The organism is Streptomyces sp. NPDC049970 (assembly GCF_040660235.1).
Lineage (GTDB): Bacteria > Actinomycetota > Actinomycetes > Streptomycetales > Streptomycetaceae > Streptomyces.
In genome coordinates this window covers 255,268-273,874 of sequence record NZ_JBFALP010000006.1, presented here as the reverse complement: position 1 = coordinate 273,874, position 18,607 = coordinate 255,268, and the positions used below count along the sequence as shown (strand labels likewise).

General features: G+C 71.7%; 17 protein-coding genes and 1 pseudogene. 4 read left to right on the top strand and 14 right to left on the bottom strand.

The genetic code is table 11. The annotated features are described in order from the left end of the window. Positions 1–41: 41 nt before the first annotated feature. Complete coding sequence (locus AB0I83_RS14660) at positions 42–743, bottom strand: pyridoxamine 5'-phosphate oxidase family protein (RefSeq protein WP_363304818.1); 702 nt, start codon at positions 741–743, stop codon at positions 42–44. Between the two features lie 118 nt (positions 744–861). Continuing rightward, the gene (locus tag AB0I83_RS14655) at positions 862–1,731 is read right to left on the bottom strand and encodes a universal stress protein (protein ID WP_363304817.1); all 870 of its coding nucleotides are present in this window, start codon (positions 1,729–1,731) and stop codon (positions 862–864) included. Between the two features lie 200 nt (positions 1,732–1,931). Here AB0I83_RS14655 and AB0I83_RS14650 point away from each other — a divergent pair, with 200 nt between their 5' ends. After that, on the top strand, positions 1,932–2,390 hold the full coding sequence (locus tag AB0I83_RS14650) for a universal stress protein (RefSeq protein WP_363304816.1): 459 nt from the start codon (positions 1,932–1,934) through the stop codon (positions 2,388–2,390). 124 nt (positions 2,391–2,514) lie between these two features. Here AB0I83_RS14650 and AB0I83_RS14645 read toward each other — a convergent pair whose 3' ends face one another. Together AB0I83_RS14645 and AB0I83_RS14640 are read right to left on the bottom strand one after the other, a co-directional pair. Beyond that, on the bottom strand, positions 2,515–3,180 hold the full coding sequence (locus tag AB0I83_RS14645) for a CBS domain-containing protein (RefSeq protein ID WP_363304815.1): 666 nt from the start codon (positions 3,178–3,180) through the stop codon (positions 2,515–2,517). After that, positions 3,177–3,434 (bottom strand): universal stress protein, encoded by a 258-nt coding sequence (locus AB0I83_RS14640; RefSeq protein WP_363304814.1) that lies wholly within the window; start codon positions 3,432–3,434, stop codon positions 3,177–3,179. The genes AB0I83_RS14645 and AB0I83_RS14640 overlap by 4 nt, the downstream gene beginning before the upstream one ends. 212 nt (positions 3,435–3,646) lie before the next feature. On the opposite strand from AB0I83_RS14640, the gene AB0I83_RS14635 reads away from it, so the two are divergent. Further along, the gene (locus tag AB0I83_RS14635) at positions 3,647–4,717 is read left to right on the top strand and encodes an alcohol dehydrogenase catalytic domain-containing protein (RefSeq protein WP_363304813.1); all 1,071 of its coding nucleotides are present in this window, start codon (positions 3,647–3,649) and stop codon (positions 4,715–4,717) included. Positions 4,718–4,805: 88 nt separating this feature from the next. Here AB0I83_RS14635 and AB0I83_RS14630 read toward each other — a convergent pair whose 3' ends face one another. Then, positions 4,806–5,501, bottom strand: a complete 696-nt coding sequence (locus tag AB0I83_RS14630) for a response regulator transcription factor (RefSeq protein WP_356529745.1) — start codon at positions 5,499–5,501, stop codon at positions 4,806–4,808. Between the two features lie 424 nt (positions 5,502–5,925). Between AB0I83_RS14630 and AB0I83_RS14625 the strand changes: the two genes are divergently transcribed. Beyond that, positions 5,926–7,584 (top strand): GAF domain-containing sensor histidine kinase, encoded by a 1,659-nt coding sequence (locus AB0I83_RS14625; RefSeq protein WP_363304876.1) that lies wholly within the window; start codon positions 5,926–5,928, stop codon positions 7,582–7,584. A 233-nt stretch (positions 7,585–7,817) separates the two neighbouring features. Here AB0I83_RS14625 and AB0I83_RS14620 read toward each other — a convergent pair whose 3' ends face one another. Then, positions 7,818–8,105, bottom strand: a complete 288-nt coding sequence (locus tag AB0I83_RS14620) for a metal-sensitive transcriptional regulator (RefSeq protein ID WP_356839357.1) — start codon at positions 8,103–8,105, stop codon at positions 7,818–7,820. Positions 8,106–8,586: 481 nt separating this feature from the next. Between AB0I83_RS14620 and AB0I83_RS14615 the strand changes: the two genes are divergently transcribed. Continuing rightward, positions 8,587–9,834: a PP2C family protein-serine/threonine phosphatase gene (locus AB0I83_RS14615; protein WP_363304812.1), complete on the top strand. Its 1,248-nt coding sequence runs from the start codon at positions 8,587–8,589 to the stop codon at positions 9,832–9,834. Between the two features lie 150 nt (positions 9,835–9,984). Here AB0I83_RS14615 and AB0I83_RS14610 read toward each other — a convergent pair whose 3' ends face one another. The 8 genes and pseudogenes from AB0I83_RS14610 to AB0I83_RS14575 all read right to left on the bottom strand — a co-directional run. Next, a complete protein-coding gene (locus tag AB0I83_RS14610; protein WP_363304811.1) occupies positions 9,985–10,314 on the bottom strand; it encodes a hypothetical protein in 330 nt (109 codons plus the stop codon). Positions 10,315–10,535: 221 nt separating this feature from the next. Then, positions 10,536–12,026: an FG-GAP repeat protein gene (locus tag AB0I83_RS14605; RefSeq protein WP_363304810.1), complete on the bottom strand. Its 1,491-nt coding sequence runs from the start codon at positions 12,024–12,026 to the stop codon at positions 10,536–10,538. Positions 12,027–12,249: 223 nt separating this feature from the next. Continuing rightward, positions 12,250–12,960 (bottom strand): SDR family oxidoreductase, encoded by a 711-nt coding sequence (locus tag AB0I83_RS14600; protein ID WP_356529752.1) that lies wholly within the window; start codon positions 12,958–12,960, stop codon positions 12,250–12,252. Positions 12,961–13,371: 411 nt separating this feature from the next. Then, entirely contained in the window at positions 13,372–15,318 is a 1,947-nt protein-coding gene (locus AB0I83_RS14595; protein WP_363304809.1) for an ABC transporter permease, read from the bottom strand. A 77-nt stretch (positions 15,319–15,395) separates the two neighbouring features. Continuing rightward, complete coding sequence (modA, locus tag AB0I83_RS14590; RefSeq protein ID WP_363304808.1) at positions 15,396–16,196, bottom strand: molybdate ABC transporter substrate-binding protein; 801 nt, start codon at positions 16,194–16,196, stop codon at positions 15,396–15,398. Between the two features lie 99 nt (positions 16,197–16,295). Next, a complete protein-coding gene (locus AB0I83_RS14585) occupies positions 16,296–16,691 on the bottom strand; it encodes a helix-turn-helix transcriptional regulator (RefSeq protein ID WP_363304807.1) in 396 nt (131 codons plus the stop codon). Between the two features lie 525 nt (positions 16,692–17,216). After that, a complete protein-coding gene (locus AB0I83_RS14580) occupies positions 17,217–18,083 on the bottom strand; it encodes a SigB/SigF/SigG family RNA polymerase sigma factor (RefSeq protein ID WP_356529759.1) in 867 nt (288 codons plus the stop codon). Between the two features lie 210 nt (positions 18,084–18,293). Next, a pseudogene (locus AB0I83_RS14575) lies at positions 18,294–18,425 on the bottom strand (leucine zipper domain-containing protein); the annotation flags it as partial. Positions 18,426–18,607: the final 182 nt, after the last annotated feature.

The following is an 18,607-nucleotide window of genomic DNA, read 5'->3' as shown; positions in this document are numbered from 1 at the left end:
GGTCCACGCAGGACGTACGCCGTCGCAGCGGAACTACCCCGTCACAGTCCGTGCACCACGATACGTCGCCCGGTCACCCTGTCGGGCGTGATCACGATCCACCTGTCGCGACTGCCACCGGCCCAGGCAGTGGTGGAACTGTGCGCCTCATCCAGCCGCCTGACCGCCGACTGCTCCGTGACGGCGTGTGCCCGGCCGACGAGCAGCACACTCCATCCCCGGCTGAAGGCGTCGTCGATGTGATCCACCTCGAAGGCGGTCTCGTGGCCGTCCGCGTCGGCCGGACCCGAGTCCGGCGCCGTCCGGTAGGCGATCTCGCCCTCGACGCAGACGTAGTTGACGGGGAAGACAGCAGGTCCCCGCTCGTTGCTGACGACCACGCGGCCCACCCCGTGGGTGCCGACCAGGTTCCAGCACTCCTCCTCGCCGAGTTCCACCAGTTCCGGACGGTAGGCCGCCCGGCCCACTCCGGGGGGAAGGTCGACCGCGGTCCCCGTGAGGTCGTCGACCGTCGTCTCCAGCGCGTGCGCCAGGCGCACCATGAACCCCATGCCGTGCGCACCCGGCTGCGTCTCGACGTATTCGATGTAGCCGGGAGCGGAGGCGGTGCGCAGCGCGAGCTCCCTCCTGGACAGGCCGAGGTACTTCCGGCGCGCCGCGACACGTCTGCCGATGTCCCCGGTGGCGGGTACTTCGTGCTCCGCCTGATCGTCTGCCGGTCCATTGCGTGCCGGGTCGGTCATGAGGCTCACCTTCCTGTTGTGCCGGGCCCGCCGCAGCCGCCGCGCCGGCCGTCGGGCGGGCGACCGGTGCTGATGCCGTGCGCCCGCAGGCAGCCGCGGCGGGCCGCTGTCGTCAAGGTCAGTCGTGCGGCACCACGGCCACCGGGGCGGCCGCGTGGTGCAGTACGGAATGGACGACCGGACCGACGTGTGCCCCCAGCTCGGAGCTGCGGCGCCGCAGGCCCACCACGACCAGTCCGGCATGGCTCGACGCCTCCACCAGATCCTGCGCCGGATGGCCTTGGCAGCACTGACGCGTCACGGGCGTTCCCGGGTACTTCGCTGTCCAGGGCGCCAGTTCGGCGTCGAGTTCCCTCCGCCGCTCCTTCTCCGTCTCCCTCATGAGCGTGGGTACGACATCGCTCGCGCCCATCCCGTACACGGGCGGCAGGGACCAGCTGTGCACCACTCGCAGTCCGCAGCCGTACCGGTCGGCACAGGCGGAGGCGAAAGCCAGGGCCTCCCGGCTCGCCCGGGGCAGATCAAGACCGAGGACCACCTCACCGGCCGGCGACGCCGAGGCCGACTCGTCCGAATCCGCGCGCACCAGGACCAACGGGCGCCGCGCACGGGCCAGGACGGCGAAGGAGACAGAACCGACGACGAAGCCCCTTACCGTGCTGAGCCCACGCGAGCCCAGGACCATGAGTTCGGACCGATCGCCCGCCGCGCTCAGTTCCTCGACGGGTGGGCCCGAACTCAGCCGCACGTCCACGCGGACGTCCGGATGTCTGAGCCGCACCTGCTCGGAGGCTTCGTGCAGCAGGACTTCGGCCGATCGCTGCCTGTTCCGCGCGTCGGCGTCGTACGCCGTGGGTGAGGCGCCGTCCGTCCACACGTGCACCAGGAGCAGGGGCTGCCCGCGGAGCCGGGCCTCGTCCGCCGCCCAGTTCGCGGCTGCGAGGCTCTCCGGTGAGCCGTCGATTCCGACGGTGACGGTGCGGGTCATGACGCGCTCCTCACGAGAGCTGACCGGACCTCTCGGGACCGAGGTCCTGCTTCAAGGTTCGCCGACCTCGTCAGCCGTTCGGGAGGGGCCGGAAGGGCACGGGCACCGGCCGGTCGGCCCCCGTGCGGTTTCCGTTGGCGGCACACCCGGAGCCCGGGCAGTGTGGTGGGGGAGAGGCTCGGACGAAAGGTGAGGCGGTCATGGACAGCGATACGGAAACCCCGCGCGTCGTCGTCGGTGTCGACGGCTCCGACGCTTCCCAGGAGGCCCTTCGCTGGGCGGCCCACCACGCCCAGCTCACCGGCGCCGTCGTCGAGGCCGTGTGCGCCTGGGACACCCCGTCGGAGATCGGCTGGGCCGGACCGGCCACCGAGGCCGGATTCGACCTGGAGCGTGCCCGTCGCCGGTTCGGCGAAGGCATCAGCGCGGTCTTCGGCGAGGTCAAGCCCGCCGAGGTACGCGAACTGCTGGTACGTGGGGACCCCTCCGAAGTCCTGGTCCGGGCCTCGGAAGGCGCGGAACTGCTCGTGGTCGGCAACCGGGGACGCGGCGGATTCGCCCGTGCCATGCTCGGTTCTGTGAGCCAGCGCTGCGCACAGCACGCGGCATGCCCGGTGGTCGTGATCCGAGCGGGAACATCGGGTCCGGGTCCCGTGTGACGGGTACCAGGCCGACTTCCCGGGCCCTCGGAGGCGCTGGTCCGTCGAGGTGGCGGAGGGCGTCGACGGGAACCGTGCCGTCGAGGTGGCGGAGGGCGTCGACGGGAACCGTGCCGTCGAGGTGTCAGGGGGCGTCGGCGGGGACCGGGCCGTCGAGCTCGCACCGCACCTCCACCACGCCCTCCACGGCTCCGGCCAGGCGTTCTGCGACGGGGATCAGTGAGGCGTCCCGGACGCTCCCACCGAGGGTCACCCGGCCGTCCGACACGTCCACGCGGACGTTCCGACGTGACACGGGGAAGAGCTGGTCGATGACGTCCTCCCGTACCTCTTCGGCCAGTTCCCCGTCCGTACGGAGGAACACCTTGAGCAGGTCGGCCCGGCTCACCATGCCCTTGAGGACGGCGCTCCCGTCCACGACGGGAAGGCGCTTGACCGAGTGGTGCGCCATGAGGCGGGCCGCCTCGGGGAGCGTGGCCCGCGGTGAGACCGTGACCGCGGGCGACGACATGAGGTCCGCGGCCGTGACCGCCCCCGCTCTGGCGTAGTCCGCCAGGCGTCCCCGCGGGCCGGTCATGGTCGCGTCCTGGTCCCGCAGCTCCTCCTTGGCCAGCAGGTCCGCCTCGGAGATCACACCGGCGACGCGCCCCTCGCCCTCCAGCACCGGGACAGCCGTGACCTGCCAGTGGGTCATGGCAGCCACGATCTCCTTGAACTGCGCGTCGCGACCGACTGCGACGACCATCTGCGTCATCACGTCGTTCACGGTGTAGGGCGACCGGCGCTTCACGGCGCTGCTCCTTCCGCGCTGCCGGGAACCACGGCCACCGGGCAGTCCTCGGCCACCGGGCAGTTCTTCGCCATCACCTGATCAGGGCGCGACAGGCGAGCCGCGGGAGCGGCACCCTCGCGCGGCCACGGGGACGCGTGGACCAGACGCAGCCGCACCTCGTGAGGCGACTCCGCGTCCGCCGCCGCCCGGTCGGCAGCGCGGAGACCGCACTCACTTCCGGCGACACCGGCAACCAGAGGAAGGGACGCCATCGTTCCTCACCGTCCTTCTCGGCACACCACTCGTTCAGTGCCACAGTCGCACCGGTGACGTGCCAGGTCCCAGGGCCGACCGGGCCCTACAGGTGCCCGGGCGGCCCTTGGGACGCCGCGGGCGACAGCCACACGATGAACGAGGAAGGGGCGGGCGCGGGCCGACCGGGCCGACGGCTCGGGAACTCGGTTCGGGAATTCGAGGAGGCGCCATGAAGGCACTGGTCTACCACGGCAAGGGGCAGCGGTCCTGGCAGGACGTGCCCGACCCAGGCATCGAGGATCCCGCGGACGTGGTGGTGCGGGTCGAGGCCGTCACCATCTGCGGGACGGATCTGCACATCCTGAAGGGCGACGTACCCGATGTGCGGCCCGGGACGGTCCTCGGACACGAAGCGGTCGGCGAGGTGGTGGAGGCCGGGGGAGACGTACGGGGCGTCCGCCCCGGCGACCGGGTGCTGATCTCCTGCATCACCGCGTGCGGACGCTGTCGGTTCTGTCGCGACCAGCGCTTCGGCCAGTGCCGCGGAGGCGGTGGATGGATCCTGGGACACCTGATCGACGGGACCCAGGCCGAGTACGTCAGGGTGCCGCACGCCGACCACTCCGTACACCTGCTGCCCGATGCCGTGAGCAGCGAGGACGCCGTTCTGCTGGCCGACATCTTCCCCACCGCGTACGAGGTGGGCGTGCTGAGCGGCCGGGTTCGGCCGGGCGACACGGTGGTCGTCGTCGGTGCCGGGCCCATCGGGCTGGCCACCGTGGCAACGGCCCGCATGTACGCTCCCCGCCGGATTGTCGCCGTCGACTTCGCCTCCTCACGGCTCGACGCGGCGCGTGCGGTGGGAGCCGATGCCACGGTCGGGGCGGACGAGGACCCGGAATCACTGGTCCGTGATCTGACCGAAGGCCTCGGTGCCGATGTCGTCGTGGAGGCCGTCGGGGTTCCCGAGACCTTCGAGCAGTGCACCCGCATGGTGCGGCCGTGCGGCCACGTCGCCAATGTCGGTGTACACGGCAAGCCGGCGACCCTCCACCTCGAGAGCCTCTGGTCCCAGGACGTCACGATCACGACCGGGCTGGTGGACACCTTCTCCACCCCGCTGCTGCTCGACATGGCGGCGTCCGGACGGCTTCCCGCCGCGGCCGCGCTGGTCACGCACCGGTTCGTGCCCTCGCAGATGGAGGAGGCGTACGACGTGTTCTCCCGAGCCGTCGACACCGGCGCGCTGAAGGTCGTTCTCGGTGCGGCCGCGCACGACACCGTCTCGGTGCCGTCCTGAGCGCCGTCCCGCGTGATACGGCCTCGCGGATGTCCTCGGTCGTGAACCCGTGAACCGTGTGGAAGCCGGGCGGCCACCGGTGCGGACGTCAGCGGTTCCTCTGCTCGCTGTCGTGGACCTGTGTGGCGATGACGGCCGCCTGGACCCGGCGCTCCACCCCGAGCTTCGACAGCAGGCGTGAGATGTGGTTCTTGACGGTCTTCTCCGACAGGTAGAGCCGCTCGCTGATCTGCCTGTTCGTGAGACCTTCGCCGATCAGGTCGAGTACGGCCCTCTCCCGTTCCGTCAGGGCCGACAGCCGTACGTCACCTTCCGAGGGGGCCGGTGCGGGTGACCTGAGCGACCGCATCAGCTGTGCCGTGGTCGCCGGATCCAGCATCGACTGTCCGGTCGCCACGGTCCGTACCGCCGCCACGAGGTCCGTGCCGTTGATCTCCTTCAGCACGTAGCCGGCCGCGCCCGCCATGATCGAGTCCAGCAACGCGTCCTCCTCGTCGAACGAGGTCAGCATCAGACACGCCAGGTCCGGCAGCCGGCTGCGGAGTTCGCGGCAGACGGTGATTCCGTCGCCCTCCGGAAGCCGAACGTCAAGCACCGCGACGTCGGGGCGCAGAGCCGGCCCGCGTGCCACGGCCTGCCGCGCCGTGGCGGCCTCGCCGACCACCTCCAGGTCCGGTTCGGAGTCCAGCAGGTCGCGCAGGCCGCAACGTACGACTTCGTGGTCGTCCAGCACGAAGACGCGGGTCGGATCTCCTCCGCCGGTCGCCGACCGAGAATCGGTCATTGATGCTCCCGTGGTCGTCTGCGATCACGCTGTGCCACCGGCCAGGGGCTGTTGTCGAAGACCGCCGGGAACCGGGGACAGCTCTGGCCCCAGTATCGCCCGCTGCCGTCCATCCGGCTCGGGACGCTCCGCGGCCTCGGTCGGTGAGGGGCGGAGGGGCCCCAGCGTTACGAAAGGCGCGCTCCGGCACGCGAGCGCTTACGGTGGGCTGAGGGCTGGCTGTCCCGCAATTCCCGGTGGATCAGCGCGCGGCGTCGGATGCGGTGCATCGCAAGGCGGAGGGACGTCCGCATACTGGACGTTCCGACAACGCAGTGAGGCGCCGTTTCCGTCTGCCTTGGAGGGTGTCGTGACCGAGGGCGATCGAGCCGCCGAGGGCGGCGTCCACGAGCAGTCGGGCCGTCGCGGGGCGCTCACCGAGGCGATCGATGCCGTCGACGCCGCCCGTAGCTCCAGGGACCAGCTCCATGGCCTGCTCGAGGCCGTCCTGTCCGTGGGCCGCGGGCTCGAACTGTCACAGGTCCTGCGCCGCGTCGTGGAGGCGGCCATGAAGCTTGTGGACGCCGAGTACGGGGCTCTCGGGGTGATCGGCGAGGACCAGATGCTGTCGGAGTTCATACCCGTGGGAGTGGGGGCCGAGCGGAGAACCGCTATCGGTGCGCTGCCCAGCGGGCACGGGCTTCTGGGAGAGCTGATCAGGCACCCTGAGCCCCTCCGGCTGAGGGAGCTTTGCGAGCATCCCGCCGCGCGTGGGTTCCCGCCGCACCATCCGCCGATGCGTTCCTTCCTGGGCGCGCCGATCCGTGTCCGCGGTGAGGTCTTCGGGAACCTCTACCTCACGCAGAAGCGGGACGCCTCCGAGTTCACCGCGGAGGACGAGTCGGTGCTGCTGACTCTGGCGGTCGCCGCCGGTATCGCCATCGAGAACTCGAGGCTCTACGAGGAGTCCCGAAACCGCGCACGCTGGCTCGCCGCCAGCTCCGAGGTCACGAACAGCCTGCTGTCCGGGCGCCCCCGGCCCGCGGTACTCGCGTTGATCCTCGAGCACGCGTGCGGAAACGTGCCCACGGGCCTCGGGATGATCGCGGTCCCCATCGAGGGGACGGACACCCTGAGGATCGCCCTGGCAGCCGGCGATGACGCCGAGCGCCATCACGGGGCCCTCGTGTCCGTCCGGGACGGATACCTGGGGGCCGCCTATGCCCACGCGGGCGCGTCCGGGACCCGCGACATCGAAGGGGACGCGCGGAGCGGGGCCGATTCCTCCCGATGGGCCGGCCTCGGGCCGGCGGTGGCCGTTCCCATCGGATCGGGGCGCGTGGTCCGAGGCGTGCTGCTGTTGGCCAGGGCAAAGGGGGAGCCGCCGTACTCGGCCGTCGAGTCGGAGTCCCTGACGATGTTCGCGAGACAGGCCTCGCTGGCGATGGAACTTGCCGAACGCCGCAAGGAGGCCGAGCAGATAGCCCTGCTGGAGGACCGGGACCGGATAGCGCGGGACCTCCATGACCTCGCGATCCAGCGCCTGTTCGCCATCGGCATGACCTTGCAGGGGGCCCAGCGGTTCGCCACCCACCCGCAGGCCGAGACGCGGCTGCGCCGGGCGGTGGATGACCTCGACACGACCATCAAGACAATCCGGTCGACCATCTTCGGCCTGCGCGCCCAGGACACGGGCCGCTCGGGGCCGCAAGGTCTGCGGAGCCGAATCGCCCAGACCGTGGAAGCCGCCGCGATACCCCTCGGCTTCCCGCCGGCGTTGCGGGTCGAGGGCCTCGTCGAGACCCGTGTCCCGGTGCCCCTCGCCGACCAGGTGGTTGCCGTCTTGGTGGAGGCCCTGAGCAACACCGCCCGTTACGCGAAGGCGAGTTCGGTCGACGTGCGGCTCCGCGTCGCCGCCGGAACGCTCACCCTCACGGTGACGGACGACGGGGTCGGCATATCCGGGGACGTGAAGCGCAGCGGACTGGCCAACATCGACGAACGCGCCCGTGCGGCCGGCGGCAGGTTCGAGATCAGTTCGGAACACGGCGCCGGCGTGCGGCTGATCTGGACGGCCCCGCTCCTCCGGCCGCGGTCGGACTGAGCCCGACCGGCCCTGTTGCACCGGTCGGGCGGTACGAGCGGTGGCTGTGCCGCCCGCGCGACCGGTGGCGTCGAGGGCCGGCTGGAGGACGGTGAGTCCCCCCGCCTCGTTCCACCGTTCGACGTCCGCTGGGGGCGCGGAGCGTCGCTCGGAGACGAGCCGGACCGTCGTGCCCGGGGCAGGCCTCCGCCTCGCCCGACCTCGTACCGACCCGCACGCTCAGACGGGCACGGTCATGCCAGGGAGAGGAAGAGCTTCTCCAGACGGGCACGCATGGCGTCACGGTCCTCCCCTGAGCGGCGTCCGTCCTCCACGTCGGTCAGGCACTGCTGGAGCCCGGTCGCGATGATCGCGAAGCCGGCCCGGTCGAGTGCTCGCGAAGCCGCCGCGAGTTGCGTGACGACCTCCTCGCAGTCCCGCCCCTCCTCGATCATCCGGATCACCCCGGCGATCTGGCCCTGTGCCCGGCGCAGCCGGTTCAGGACCGCCTTCAGCTCCGCGCCCGCCAGATCAAGCTCCATCTTCACTCCTCACGAAATACCCCCAGAGGCAATGCGGCCCCCGGTGGGGGCGCCCTCGACGAACAAGGATGACATCCGCCACGACCACGCCCACCGCTTTCCGGTACCGACGAGGCGCCTCCTGCGGTGTAGGCGGTTCCGAGTCGGCCCGACGCACCGTGAAACCACGGTTGCCGTGGGGAAACTGTTGTCGTCTCGGTCGCTTTCCAGGGTGATTCGGGCGATGGGGTCGGCTTGATGCGGAGGGCTCCGTGTGAGCGCCAGGGAAACGGATCGTGTCGCGTAGGAAGGGGTGAACCCGACCGAGTGCGCAGCGGTCTTCGGCCGATCTCGGGCCCGGCGGCGTGGCGAGCCCGAGGCGGCACGGGCCCCTCGCCCGCACGTGTGACACTCCCGGATGGACCCTTCGTGGCCGTACCGGCTGCTCGACGGGGCAGTCACGCCGATGAAGGCACGTGAAGGAAAGAAGGGCCCGGTACCGGTGGACAGACCCAGCGCGGTCGAGCGTTCTCTGCGCGAGGCGGCGCCTCACGAGATCTTCGATGTGATCCGCTCGCTGATCGAGCGTCGCCATCATGCCCAGTCGGTGGAGCTGCTGATGGCCGACTACGCCATGACCAGGTTGCAGCCGGTCGGAGTGCTGCCGCACACCCGCCCGCCGGTGTCGGTGTACGAGAGCGCCCCGGGCCGTGCGTTCGGCGCACAGGAGCCGCACTGCGTGTACGACGACTCGGCAGCCACGGTGACGGTGCACGTGCCGGTCAGTGTCCGGGGGGACCGGCTGGGGGTCCTCGGCGTCACTCTGCGGGCCGGCGAGGACGGACCTGCGCCGGAGGTGCTGGCGGAGATCCAGGGGTACGCAGACGCGCTGGCGCACGAGGTGGTCGTCGCGGAGCGGGACACGGATCTCTTCCTGCAGGCACGCCGGGCGGAGCGGCTGACCCTCGCCGCCGAGATGCAGTGGCAGCTGCTGCCGGGACGTTCCTGCGCCCGGCCCGAGTACACCATCGGAGCCCAACTGGAGCCCGCCTACGCCATCTTCGGTGACAGTTTCGACTGGTCAGGATCGGCCGACGACCTCTATGTGACCGTCAGCAACGGCATGGGCGAAGGGATCGACGCCGCGCTCCTGACCAACCTCGCCGTCAACGCCCTGCGCAACGCCCGCCGTGCCGGCCTGGACCTGAGCGATCAGGCCTACCTGGCCGATCAGGCCGTCTACGGGCAGTACCGGGGGAGCCGGTACGTGTCGACCCTGCTCCTCCGATTCCGTCTTCCGACCGGGGAGGTGGAAATCATCGACGCCGGCTCACCACGTGTATGGCGGGTGCGCAGGGGCGCCGTCGAGGCGGTCGAGCTGGAGCCGCAGATGCCCTTGGGCATGTTCGAGGACACCGTCTACGCCCCTCAGCGCTTCTCCGTCGAACCCGGCGACCGCCTGCTCTTCGTGAGTGACGGCGTCTACGACGCGTTGTCACCGGGTGGTGAGAAGTACAGCCTCCGCGCGCTGGCCGGATCCATCAACGGCACGCGTCTGCTGCCCGCTTCGCAGGTGCCCAGAGCGATGCTCCAGCAACTGCTGGGCCATCGGGGCTCCGGCCCGGCCGCGGACGACTCCCTGGTCATGTGCCTGGACTGGCACGGCCGTCCCGCCGTGGACCGAAGCCCTCAGGGCGTGCCGCCCGGTCCGGCCGGCGCGCACCACGCCGGGGACCGGTCGGACGGATAGGGGCGCGCCCCTCGGCCCCGGTTGTCGGGAGCAGCGGGCGTCTCCCCGCCGAGCGGGAGCGCCGATCTGCACCGAGGCGGGAGCGCCGACCGGTACAGAGGCGGGCGCGTCGGCCCGCACCGAGGCGGTCAGCCACCGACGGTGGCTCGATCAGTCGGCTTCGGGCTCGGCGGCATCCAGTTCGGAGGCACCGTTCTCCCAACGCTCCCGCCGCTCCGCGTCGGACTGTTCCCACCACGGGGTGCCACGTTCGCCGAGTGCGACCTTCGCCGTGTGCACCCGGCTCCGGGCGAGCCCCTCCGCCGCCTTGTCCTCGTTCCGGCGTGCGGCGGCCACCGCACGCCGTGCCGCCATGAGGTGGCGGCGCAGGACTGCGGCGACGTCCTCGGGAATCCTCGGGTCCGTTGCCCGCCATCGGCGGCCGTTCACCACGATGTAGCGGCCGTCGGGCGTCCGTTCCGGCGGTGCGGGAGAGTCCATCCGGCTCATGCTGCCCGGACCGGCGCCGATACGGCCCGGCCACGCGGGGCGGCCCGCACGGACGCGCCCGGCTGCCCGCTCCCGGCGTCCGGAGCCCGGCGTCCCTGCGCCGGGACGACCGGCACAGTCACCGACGGTGGACCCGGCTGCGGTCACGTCGCCGCGCGGTGGACCGGGACGGCGGTCACCTGGCCGTGCCCGGCCGGTCCGCAGGCCCCGGCTCACTCGTCGATCGAGGTACCGAACAGCGCGTCGGCGCCGGAGGCTCCGAGGGAGCCCCCGCCGTACGACCACGATCCGGTGCTCACCGTCCCGGTGGCCGACGCTGGCAGCCACCAGACCACCCCGTCCGACGTGTTCTCGCCCGGCGCGGCGGCCAGGAGTTCGGAGCGGCCGTCCGCGTCCGTGTCGGCGAGGCGGACCTGGCCGCCCCAGCGGTCCCCCTTCTCCGCGGTGCCCGGTACGCCCGCCGAGTTCTGGTCGAAGGACTTCGCACCGGCAGCGGTCAGACCCGCCGCCGAACCACGCAGCAGCCGTATCCCACCGGCGTCCGCCACGGTGCCGACGTCCTCGCCCGGGACGCCGACGGCCAGATCGGCGTGACCGTCCCCGTCGATGTCGGCGAGGGAGACGTCGGCACCGAAACCGTCGCCGAGCTCGGCGGTACCCGGCACACCGGCGGTGTCCTGGGTCCACACCTGGGCCGGAGTGCCCAGTTCGTCGACGTCCGCCATGCCTCGCGCCGAACCCAGGTAGACGCCCACCGAGCCGCCCGTCAGAGGCTCGTTCCCGTCCTCAGGCCTGTCCGGCCTGCCGTACACCAGGTCGTCGTACCCGTCGTTGTCGATGTCACCCGAGGCCGTGGCGGTGCCACCGGCGAGGTCACGTGCGTACACCGGGCCGTCGGCGCCTCCCATGACGACCGCCGACCAGGCCCTGCCGTCCTCCTCCAGGCTGCGGCCGGACACGATCAGGTCGGCGTATCCGTCACCGTCGTAGTTGCCCGTCGTCAGGGAGGCGGGCCGGATCGACTCCCGCCCCGGCACACCTGCGGTGTCCAGGCGGCCCGTCGCCCGCAGGGAGCCCGCGTCGTACGTGAACAGGTCGGCGCCCCCTCGGTCGGCGACGGCGAGGTCGTCGCCGGGGGTCGCCCCGCCGAGACGGGCGGCGGCGACGGCCAGGCCGAACCCGGCGTTCGCCTCGGGCGCGGCGGAACGCAGCGTGGCGCTGCGGGCGGCGGTCAGCCCGTCCTTCGAGCCGTGGAGGACGGCCACCCGGCCCGCGTCCGTCACCTGCCCCTCGTCCTCGCCGGGTGCGGCGATGATCGCGTCGTCGTACCCGTCGGCGTCCACGTCCCCCGTCGCCACCGCGGTGCCGAAGCCGTCGCCTGCCTCTGCGGTGCCCGGGACGCCGGGGGTCGACTGGGCGAACACCGCTGTGCGTACCCGGGGGATGCCGGCGGCGGTGCCCATGCCGCTGGCCGAGCCGTACTGCACGGTGACGTACCCCGCCCCCTGCTTTCCGCCGTCGCTGCCCCCCGGCGCTCCGGTGAGGACGTCGTCGTAACCGTCGCCGTCGAAGTCGCAGTTGCGGTCGTCGGCGTAGGTGCCGCCGGGTGTCCCCGCGAGGGCGGCGGGCGCGGCGGTGATGCCGATGCCGCTCAACAGGAGGAACGAGGCGGCGGCGACGGCCGAGAGACGCCTGTTGGTCATGATCTGCTCCCTGGGACGGGCCGGTGGCGGGTCACCGGTACTTGTTGGATGCATGACGTCCCGCGGAGGTTGCGGCCCGGCAGGCCTTTTGTGGCGGAACCGAGGGGCGGGGGCCGCGGCGGGCGGCAACCCGGAGAGCGCCTTCGCGGCGCGCGGGAGACGGACGGGAGGCCGGTCGGACCGCAGGCCGGAGCGTGCCGCAGCCGGCCGTACTCAGCGTGATTCAGCGTGCGCGGCGCTCGTCCGCGAGGGCACCGTCCGCTCCGGGCCTGATGGCCTCCGTCTCGTCCGCCAGTGCGGTCAGCACATGGTCGACGGTCGCGCCGAGATCGGCGCCCGGCGGCAGCCGCGGAGGCGTACCCAGGACCGCCCGATCGGCGAAACCGGTGTCCAGATGCGGCAGGCTCACCTCGAGGACGCGTACGAGGCGGGGCCGCTGCTCGCGTCGCACGGCACGCAGCCAGGCCGACAACGCTGCCTTGGACGCGCTGTAGTCGGCCATGAAGGCCTGTGGACGGTCGGCCACCACGCCCGTGATCGCCGCGGCCGTACCGCCTGGTCCCAGGAGGGGCAGGGCCCCGCGCAGCAGCGCCATGGGGGCGAGCGCGTTCACCGTCATCAGGTGCTCGGCCACCGCGTCCGGCAGCTCGGCCGCGTCCGAGAAGGCCGCGACACCCACCGCGGACATCACCAGGTCGAGTCCGCCCAGGCGGTCGGCCGCCCAGCGGGGCAGCCCCGCCACCGCGTCGAGGTCGTAGGCGTCGAACGCCCTGACGGGTGCACCGCGGCAGGGGACGGCCACGTCGGCGAGCGCCGCCGGGTTGCGCCCCGCAAGGGCGACCTTGCTCCCGCGCTCGGTCAGGGCACGGGCGAGCGCACCGCCGAGCACGCCTGAGGCACCGACCACCAGGGCCCGGCATCCCGCGATCTCCATGTTCTGCCTTCCTGCTGAAGCGGTGGTTCCGGATCCGGCGCGGTGCTGGTGTGTCGCCGGTCCGGCCGGTGGGTCGGTGTCCGCAGGTCCCGGAGTCGTGCCTTCTTGTGTCGGTCGCGGCCGTCTCATTCAGGTATCAGCCGGTTCCTCCCAGTGTCAGCAGGGGAAGCGACATGGGCAACCGAGTCGGCTGCGGTCGCACCTCACCGCGTCAGCGAAGACACACGTGTCCCCGGTCGCGGTGAGTGATCCCGGCCCGATGGCGGCCCACCACCGGAGAGGTGGCCCGGCGGGCTCGGTGCGGCGCCGCCGACGATCTGCCCGTGGGACCGTCGCCGCGGCCCCGGGCCGAGCGGGCCGACGGGTACCGCCGCTGGGCTCTCGTGCGGGGTGGGCCGTCCGGTACTTCGTTCAGAGGGCGACGACCGTCGCCTCCGTCGCCTTGACACTGGTCCACACGGACGCCCCGTCGGCGAGCCCGAGTTCGGCGGCCGCCTGCGGAGTGATCTCGGCGACCAGGTCCGGTGCCTGGTCCGACGTGATCAGCACGCGGAGCCGGCTACCGCTGCTGGTGATCTCCCGTACGGTCCCCGGCCATACGTTGCGCGGGCTCCCGGTGGGCCTGTCCCGGTACACGGCGACGGCCTCCGGAGCGATGACCGCCAGGGAGTCCGTGCCGGGCGGGAGCGGATCCGCCGTGACCAGGGTGCCGCCGCCGGAGAGCCGGATACCCTCGCCGGTGGCCGTACCGGGCCAGGCGTTACGGCCCAGCATCCGCGCCACCCAGGGTGAGCGGGGGTGCCGGGTGACCTCGGCGGGCGGGGCGTCCTGCAGAGCCCGCCCGTCCTCGAGTACGAGCACCCGGTCGGCGAGCGCCACCGCTTCGACGGGGTCGTGCGTGACGATCAGGCACACACCGCCGAACTCGTCGAGATGGCGGCGGAGGGTGTGCCTGACATGGGCGCGGGTGGTCTGGTCGAGTGCGGCGAGCGGTTCGTCGAGCAGGAGCAGCCGGGGGCGGGCCGCGAGTGCCCGGGCGAGCGCCACACGCTGTGCCTGGCCTCCGGAGATCTGGCCCGGCCTGCGGTGCGCGAGATGCCCCACGCCCAGGCGGTCCAGCCACGTCTGCGCACTGCGACGGGCCTCGGCGCGCCGGACGCCGTGGGCGCGTAGCCCGTACGCCGTGTTGGCCAGCGCGCTCATGTGGGGGAAGAGGGCCCCGTCCTGCGGGACCCAGGCGACGCCCCTGCGGTGCGGGGGGAGCGCGGTGACGTCGACGTCGCCCAGCATGAGTTCGGCGTGGGCGCGCGGTGTGAGGCCGAGGAGGGCGCGCAGCAGGGTGGTCTTGCCCGCGCCGTTGGGCCCGACCACGGCGATGGTCGTACCGGCAGCGGCTTCCAGAGTGAGGTGGTTGAACCCGGTGAGCTCGGCGTGGAGCGGCCAACTGCCCTCCGTGCCGCCGGTGCCGGTCGTTCCCTCCGAGGCGACATGCGTGTCCTGCCGGGGGCCGGGAGCGGAGTCGTCCGCCGGGCCGTGCGGCCGGACCGTGGGATTCGGGGTGCCGGTCCAGCGCCCACGCAGTGCCATCAGCACGGCCATGGCGACGACCAGCAGGAGGAGGGAGACCGACGTGGCTGCTTCCGGACTGTCCTGGAGCAGCAGATAGACCTGCAGGGGGAGGGTCTGCGTGGTGCCGGGAAGGTTCCCGGCGAACGTGATGGTCGCGCCGAACTCTCCCAGCGCACGAGCCCAGGTGAGCGCGGCGCCCGCGGCCAGCCCCGGGGCGACCATGGGCAGGGTGACGGTGAAGAACACCCGCACCGGTGACGCCCCCAGGGAGGCCGCGGTCTCCTCGTAGCGGGGACTCAGCCCGCCGAGGGCGCCTTCGAGGCTGATGACCAGGAACGGCATCGCGACGAAGGTCGCGGCGAGGACCGCGCCCGAGGTGTGGAAGGGCAGCGTGAGACCGAAGGTGCCCTCCAGCCAGGGACCCAGGAGCCCGCGCCGGCCGAAGGCGAGGAGGAGGGCGACACCGCCGACCGTGGGCGGCAGCACCATCGGCAGGAGGACGAGGGAGCGGACGAACGCCTTGCCGGGGAAGTCCACGCGAGCCAGCAGCCAGGCCAGCGGCACCCCGAGGACGATGGAAAGACCCAGCGCCCAGGCGGAGACGACGAGGGAGAGCGTGAGTGCCCGGGTCGTACCGGGATCGGTCAGGTGGGCGCCCAGGTCGCCCCACGAGGTGCGGACGAGGATCCCGGCCAGAGGCAGGAGCAGGAAGGCGACTGCCAGTACCGCGGGGATCGCCAGGGCGATCGGCGCGCGGCGGCCGGTGGCGCGACGGCGAAGGCGTGTCATGGAGGATCCCTCGTGCTGAGGTGCCGTGTGGGCGGCCCGTTCCCCACGGACGTGCCGCCCACACGGTGCGGGGGCTGTTACGGCTTCTGGAATCCCGCGCCGGCGAGGATCTTCTGCGCCTCCGGGGTGCTCAGCCACGTCACGAACGCCGCCGCGGCCTCGCTGTTCTTCGAGGCCTTGAGCGTCGCGGCGGGGTAGGAAGCGACGGCGTTCTGGGCGTCCGGGATGTCGATGGCGTCGACCTTGTCGGTGGCCGTCGCGGCGTCCGTCCTGTAGACGAGACCGGCGTCCGCCTCGCCGAGTTCGACCTTGCTCAGGACGGCGCGGACGTTGGGCTCCTGGGAGACCGGCTTCACATCGAGCTTCTGCGCGTCCAGGATCTGCTCGCTGTAACGCCCGACCGGTACCTCTGGGGCCGCGAGGACGACCTTCAGCCCCGGGTCGGCGAGATCCGCCAGGTTCTCGACCTTCTCCGGGTTGCCCTTGCCCGTGGCGATCACCAGACGGTTCTTCGCGATGACGGTCGGGGTTCCCGTGTCTGCCTCGAGACCGTGCATCGTCCTGGTGTCGGCCGTGACCAGGGCATCGGCCGGTGCGCCCTGTTCGACCTGGGCGGCAAGCTCCTGCGAGCCGGCGAAGGAGAAGGTGACCTCGGTGCCGGGGTGCCCCTTCTCGTACGCGGCGCCCGCGGTCTTGAAGACGTCGGTGAGCGAGGATGCGGCCAGGACCGTCAGCTCTGCCTCGGGCGCTCCCGAGGCCGTGGACTTGTCGGCCGACCCCGGCTCGTCGCCGTCGCTGCCGCAGGCTGCCAAGGGGACGAGGAGAGCCGCGGTGAGCACGGCGGCCGCGGTACGCCGCGGGGCGAAGACGAATGGCACGGTGGTGGAACTCCTCGGGGACGCGGTCGGCTCGGGCCGGCCGGTGCGGGTGGTGGTGAGCCGCGCCGGGACGGCGACGCCGCTGAGTGGACCGGTGGTTCAGGTGCGGTCGATGTGCACGCTGGTCGACTTGACGCGGGCGGTGGCCTGCATGCCGACCTCCAGTCCGAGTTCCTCGACGGCTTCCCGGGTCAGGAGCGAGACGAGCCGGTGCGGACCGGCTTGGATCTCCACCTGGGCCGCGATGTCGCCGAGTTTGACGGCGGTGACGATGCCCGGAAAGGCGTTGCGGGCCGAGGTGTACGTCGTTTCCTCCTCGCCGACGCCGCCTTGGGCGACCTCGACGGAGAACGCTGCCAGATCCCGGCCGTCGATCAGCCGGCGCCCGCTCTCCTCGCGGTGCGTCGCGACCCGTCCGGCATCCGCCCAACGGCGGGCAGTGTCGGGACTGACGCCGAGCAGACGTGCGGCCTGTCCGATGGTGTAGGACTGCATGTGCGACACGTTAGACGAGCTTGACTCGTATTTCCAAAGCTTAATACGAATCACCATGGTAGATGCGGTACCGCCTGGACGATCGTCCGAGTGGCTGCGAGTGGCGGGACCGGCAGAACCGCCGTCGCCCGGCCGTTCCGGGCGGAGCCGCCCGGAAGAAGGAGACCGCGACACGGGCTGACGTGCCGTCGGGGATCACGGTGCGAGCATGTCGGCGGCCGTCGCCGTCCATGCCCTCTCCCGCGGGAGGGCGGTGGCCGTTAGGCGTGTGGCGATGGTGGTGGCGAGCGTCGCGGCACGGACCGGCCGGGTGGACGGGGACTCCGTCTGCGCCCGGTCGAACGCCTCGTCCGGTCTCCGGGCCGACCGGCGCCGCCCTGCTCGGTGACGGAACCGGACGGATCGCGTACCTCACACGTCTCGGCGCGATCTGAGCTGCGGGGAACCGGGCCGAGGAGGCGCCGTCGGCCGCTCGCCGGGTGCGGTGCGGCTGCGATCCGAGGACGTCGTACGGAGACCTGGCGGTCAGGCCTCGGTGAGCATGCCTTCGCGGAGCTTGGAGACGATACGGCTGATCAGGCGTGAGACATGCATCTGGGAGACGCCCAGATGTTCGCCGATCTCGGCCTGCGTCATCTCCTGGCCGAAGCGCATCCGGATGATCGCGCGCTCGCGGTCGTCCAGGTTCTCCAGCAGGGGAGCGAGGGTCTGGAGGTTCTCGACCAGTTCCATGCCGGGGTCGCAGTCGCCGGTCACGTCTCCCCGGGTACGGATGGCCGCGCCGGGACCGTCGCTCTCCGACCCGTCGAGGGGCAGGTCGAGCGAGCCGGCGGTGTAGCCGTTGGAGGCGATGAGACCCTCCACGACCTCTTCCTCGCTGATCCCCAGACGCTCGGCCAGCTCCGCCACCGTCGCCTCGCGGTCCAGTGGTGTGGCGAGTTCCTCCTTGGTCTTCGCCAGTGTGACGCGCAGTTCCTGCAGGCGCCGGGGGACGTGGACCGACCATGTGGTGTCACGGAAGAAGCGCTTGATCTCGCCCACGATGTAGGGGATGGCGAAGGAGGTGAACTCGATCTCGCGGGTGAGGTCGAACCTGTCGATGGCCTTGATCAGGCCGATGGTGCCGACCTGGAGGATGTCCTCCATCCGGCCGTCGCCGCGGTTGCGGTAGCGGCCCGCCGCGAACTGCACCAGCGAGAGGTTCATCTCGATCAGGGTGTTGCGGGCGTACTGGTACTCCGCCGTGCCCTCCTCCACGACCCGGAGCCGCTCGAAGAACAGTTTGCTGATCGCGCGGGCGTCCTTGGGTGCGATCTTCCGCGGATGGGTGATATCCGGAAGTGCCGTCGGTACGCCCCTCTTCGCTGTCGGGGCTTGTACGGATGTCGACATGTGCTCGTCCTCCTTCAGCTGACTGCCTCTGTTGGAACCGCACGTATAAGGCATCGCCTACCCCTGGCCTGACGGCTCACACCCCGTCAGCAGACAAAAGCCCTGTCACAGAAGCTTCCTGACAATGCGATACGGATCAGGTCGTGACCACGCCGTGGTCTCCGGACCGGCGCACAGGACCGGTGGGGGAGAGCGCGGGGTCCACGGCGTCGCCCACCGTTCAGCTGTGGTGGGTGAGACTTGGAAGCGTTCCGCCGCGCGGCGCAGTGGCCATTGGTCGTCGATGCACTGCGCCAGGCGCAGGCGGCCGGTCTCGGTCAGGGGCGCATTGCGGTGGACCATGCGGGGCCATTCTGGCTCGGAAGATGACGATGGCCGGGTGCACGAGTGATGTCTCGTGCACCCGGCCGTTGGATGGGCGCCGGCAAGTGGTGAGGTTCGGTGGCGGGTTGTGAAAACGTGGGTGGGCTCGCGCGGAACGCGTGCGCTATTCGCGCGTCGCCATCTCTCTCAGGCGGGGCTCG

Coding starts and splice junctions, on each gene's coding strand:
- AB0I83_RS14660 (WP_363304818.1), bottom strand. CDS start 743: ATGACCGACCCGGCACGCAATGGACCGGCAGACGATCAGGCGGAGCAC.
- AB0I83_RS14655 (WP_363304817.1), bottom strand. CDS start 1,731: ATGACCCGCACCGTCACCGTCGGAATCGACGGCTCACCGGAGAGCCTC.
- AB0I83_RS14650 (WP_363304816.1), top strand. CDS start 1,932: ATGGACAGCGATACGGAAACCCCGCGCGTCGTCGTCGGTGTCGACGGC.
- AB0I83_RS14640 (WP_363304814.1), bottom strand. CDS start 3,434: ATGGCGTCCCTTCCTCTGGTTGCCGGTGTCGCCGGAAGTGAGTGCGGT.
- AB0I83_RS14635 (WP_363304813.1), top strand. CDS start 3,647: ATGAAGGCACTGGTCTACCACGGCAAGGGGCAGCGGTCCTGGCAGGAC.
- AB0I83_RS14630 (WP_356529745.1), bottom strand. CDS start 5,501: ATGACCGATTCTCGGTCGGCGACCGGCGGAGGAGATCCGACCCGCGTC.
- AB0I83_RS14620 (WP_356839357.1), bottom strand. CDS start 8,105: ATGGAGCTTGATCTGGCGGGCGCGGAGCTGAAGGCGGTCCTGAACCGG.
- AB0I83_RS14610 (WP_363304811.1), bottom strand. CDS start 10,314: ATGGACTCTCCCGCACCGCCGGAACGGACGCCCGACGGCCGCTACATC.
- AB0I83_RS14605 (WP_363304810.1), bottom strand. CDS start 12,026: ATGACCAACAGGCGTCTCTCGGCCGTCGCCGCCGCCTCGTTCCTCCTG.
- AB0I83_RS14600 (WP_356529752.1), bottom strand. CDS start 12,960: ATGGAGATCGCGGGATGCCGGGCCCTGGTGGTCGGTGCCTCAGGCGTG.
- AB0I83_RS14595 (WP_363304809.1), bottom strand. CDS start 15,318: ATGACACGCCTTCGCCGTCGCGCCACCGGCCGCCGCGCGCCGATCGCC.
- AB0I83_RS14585 (WP_363304807.1), bottom strand. CDS start 16,691: ATGCAGTCCTACACCATCGGACAGGCCGCACGTCTGCTCGGCGTCAGT.
- AB0I83_RS14580 (WP_356529759.1), bottom strand. CDS start 18,083: ATGTCGACATCCGTACAAGCCCCGACAGCGAAGAGGGGCGTACCGACG.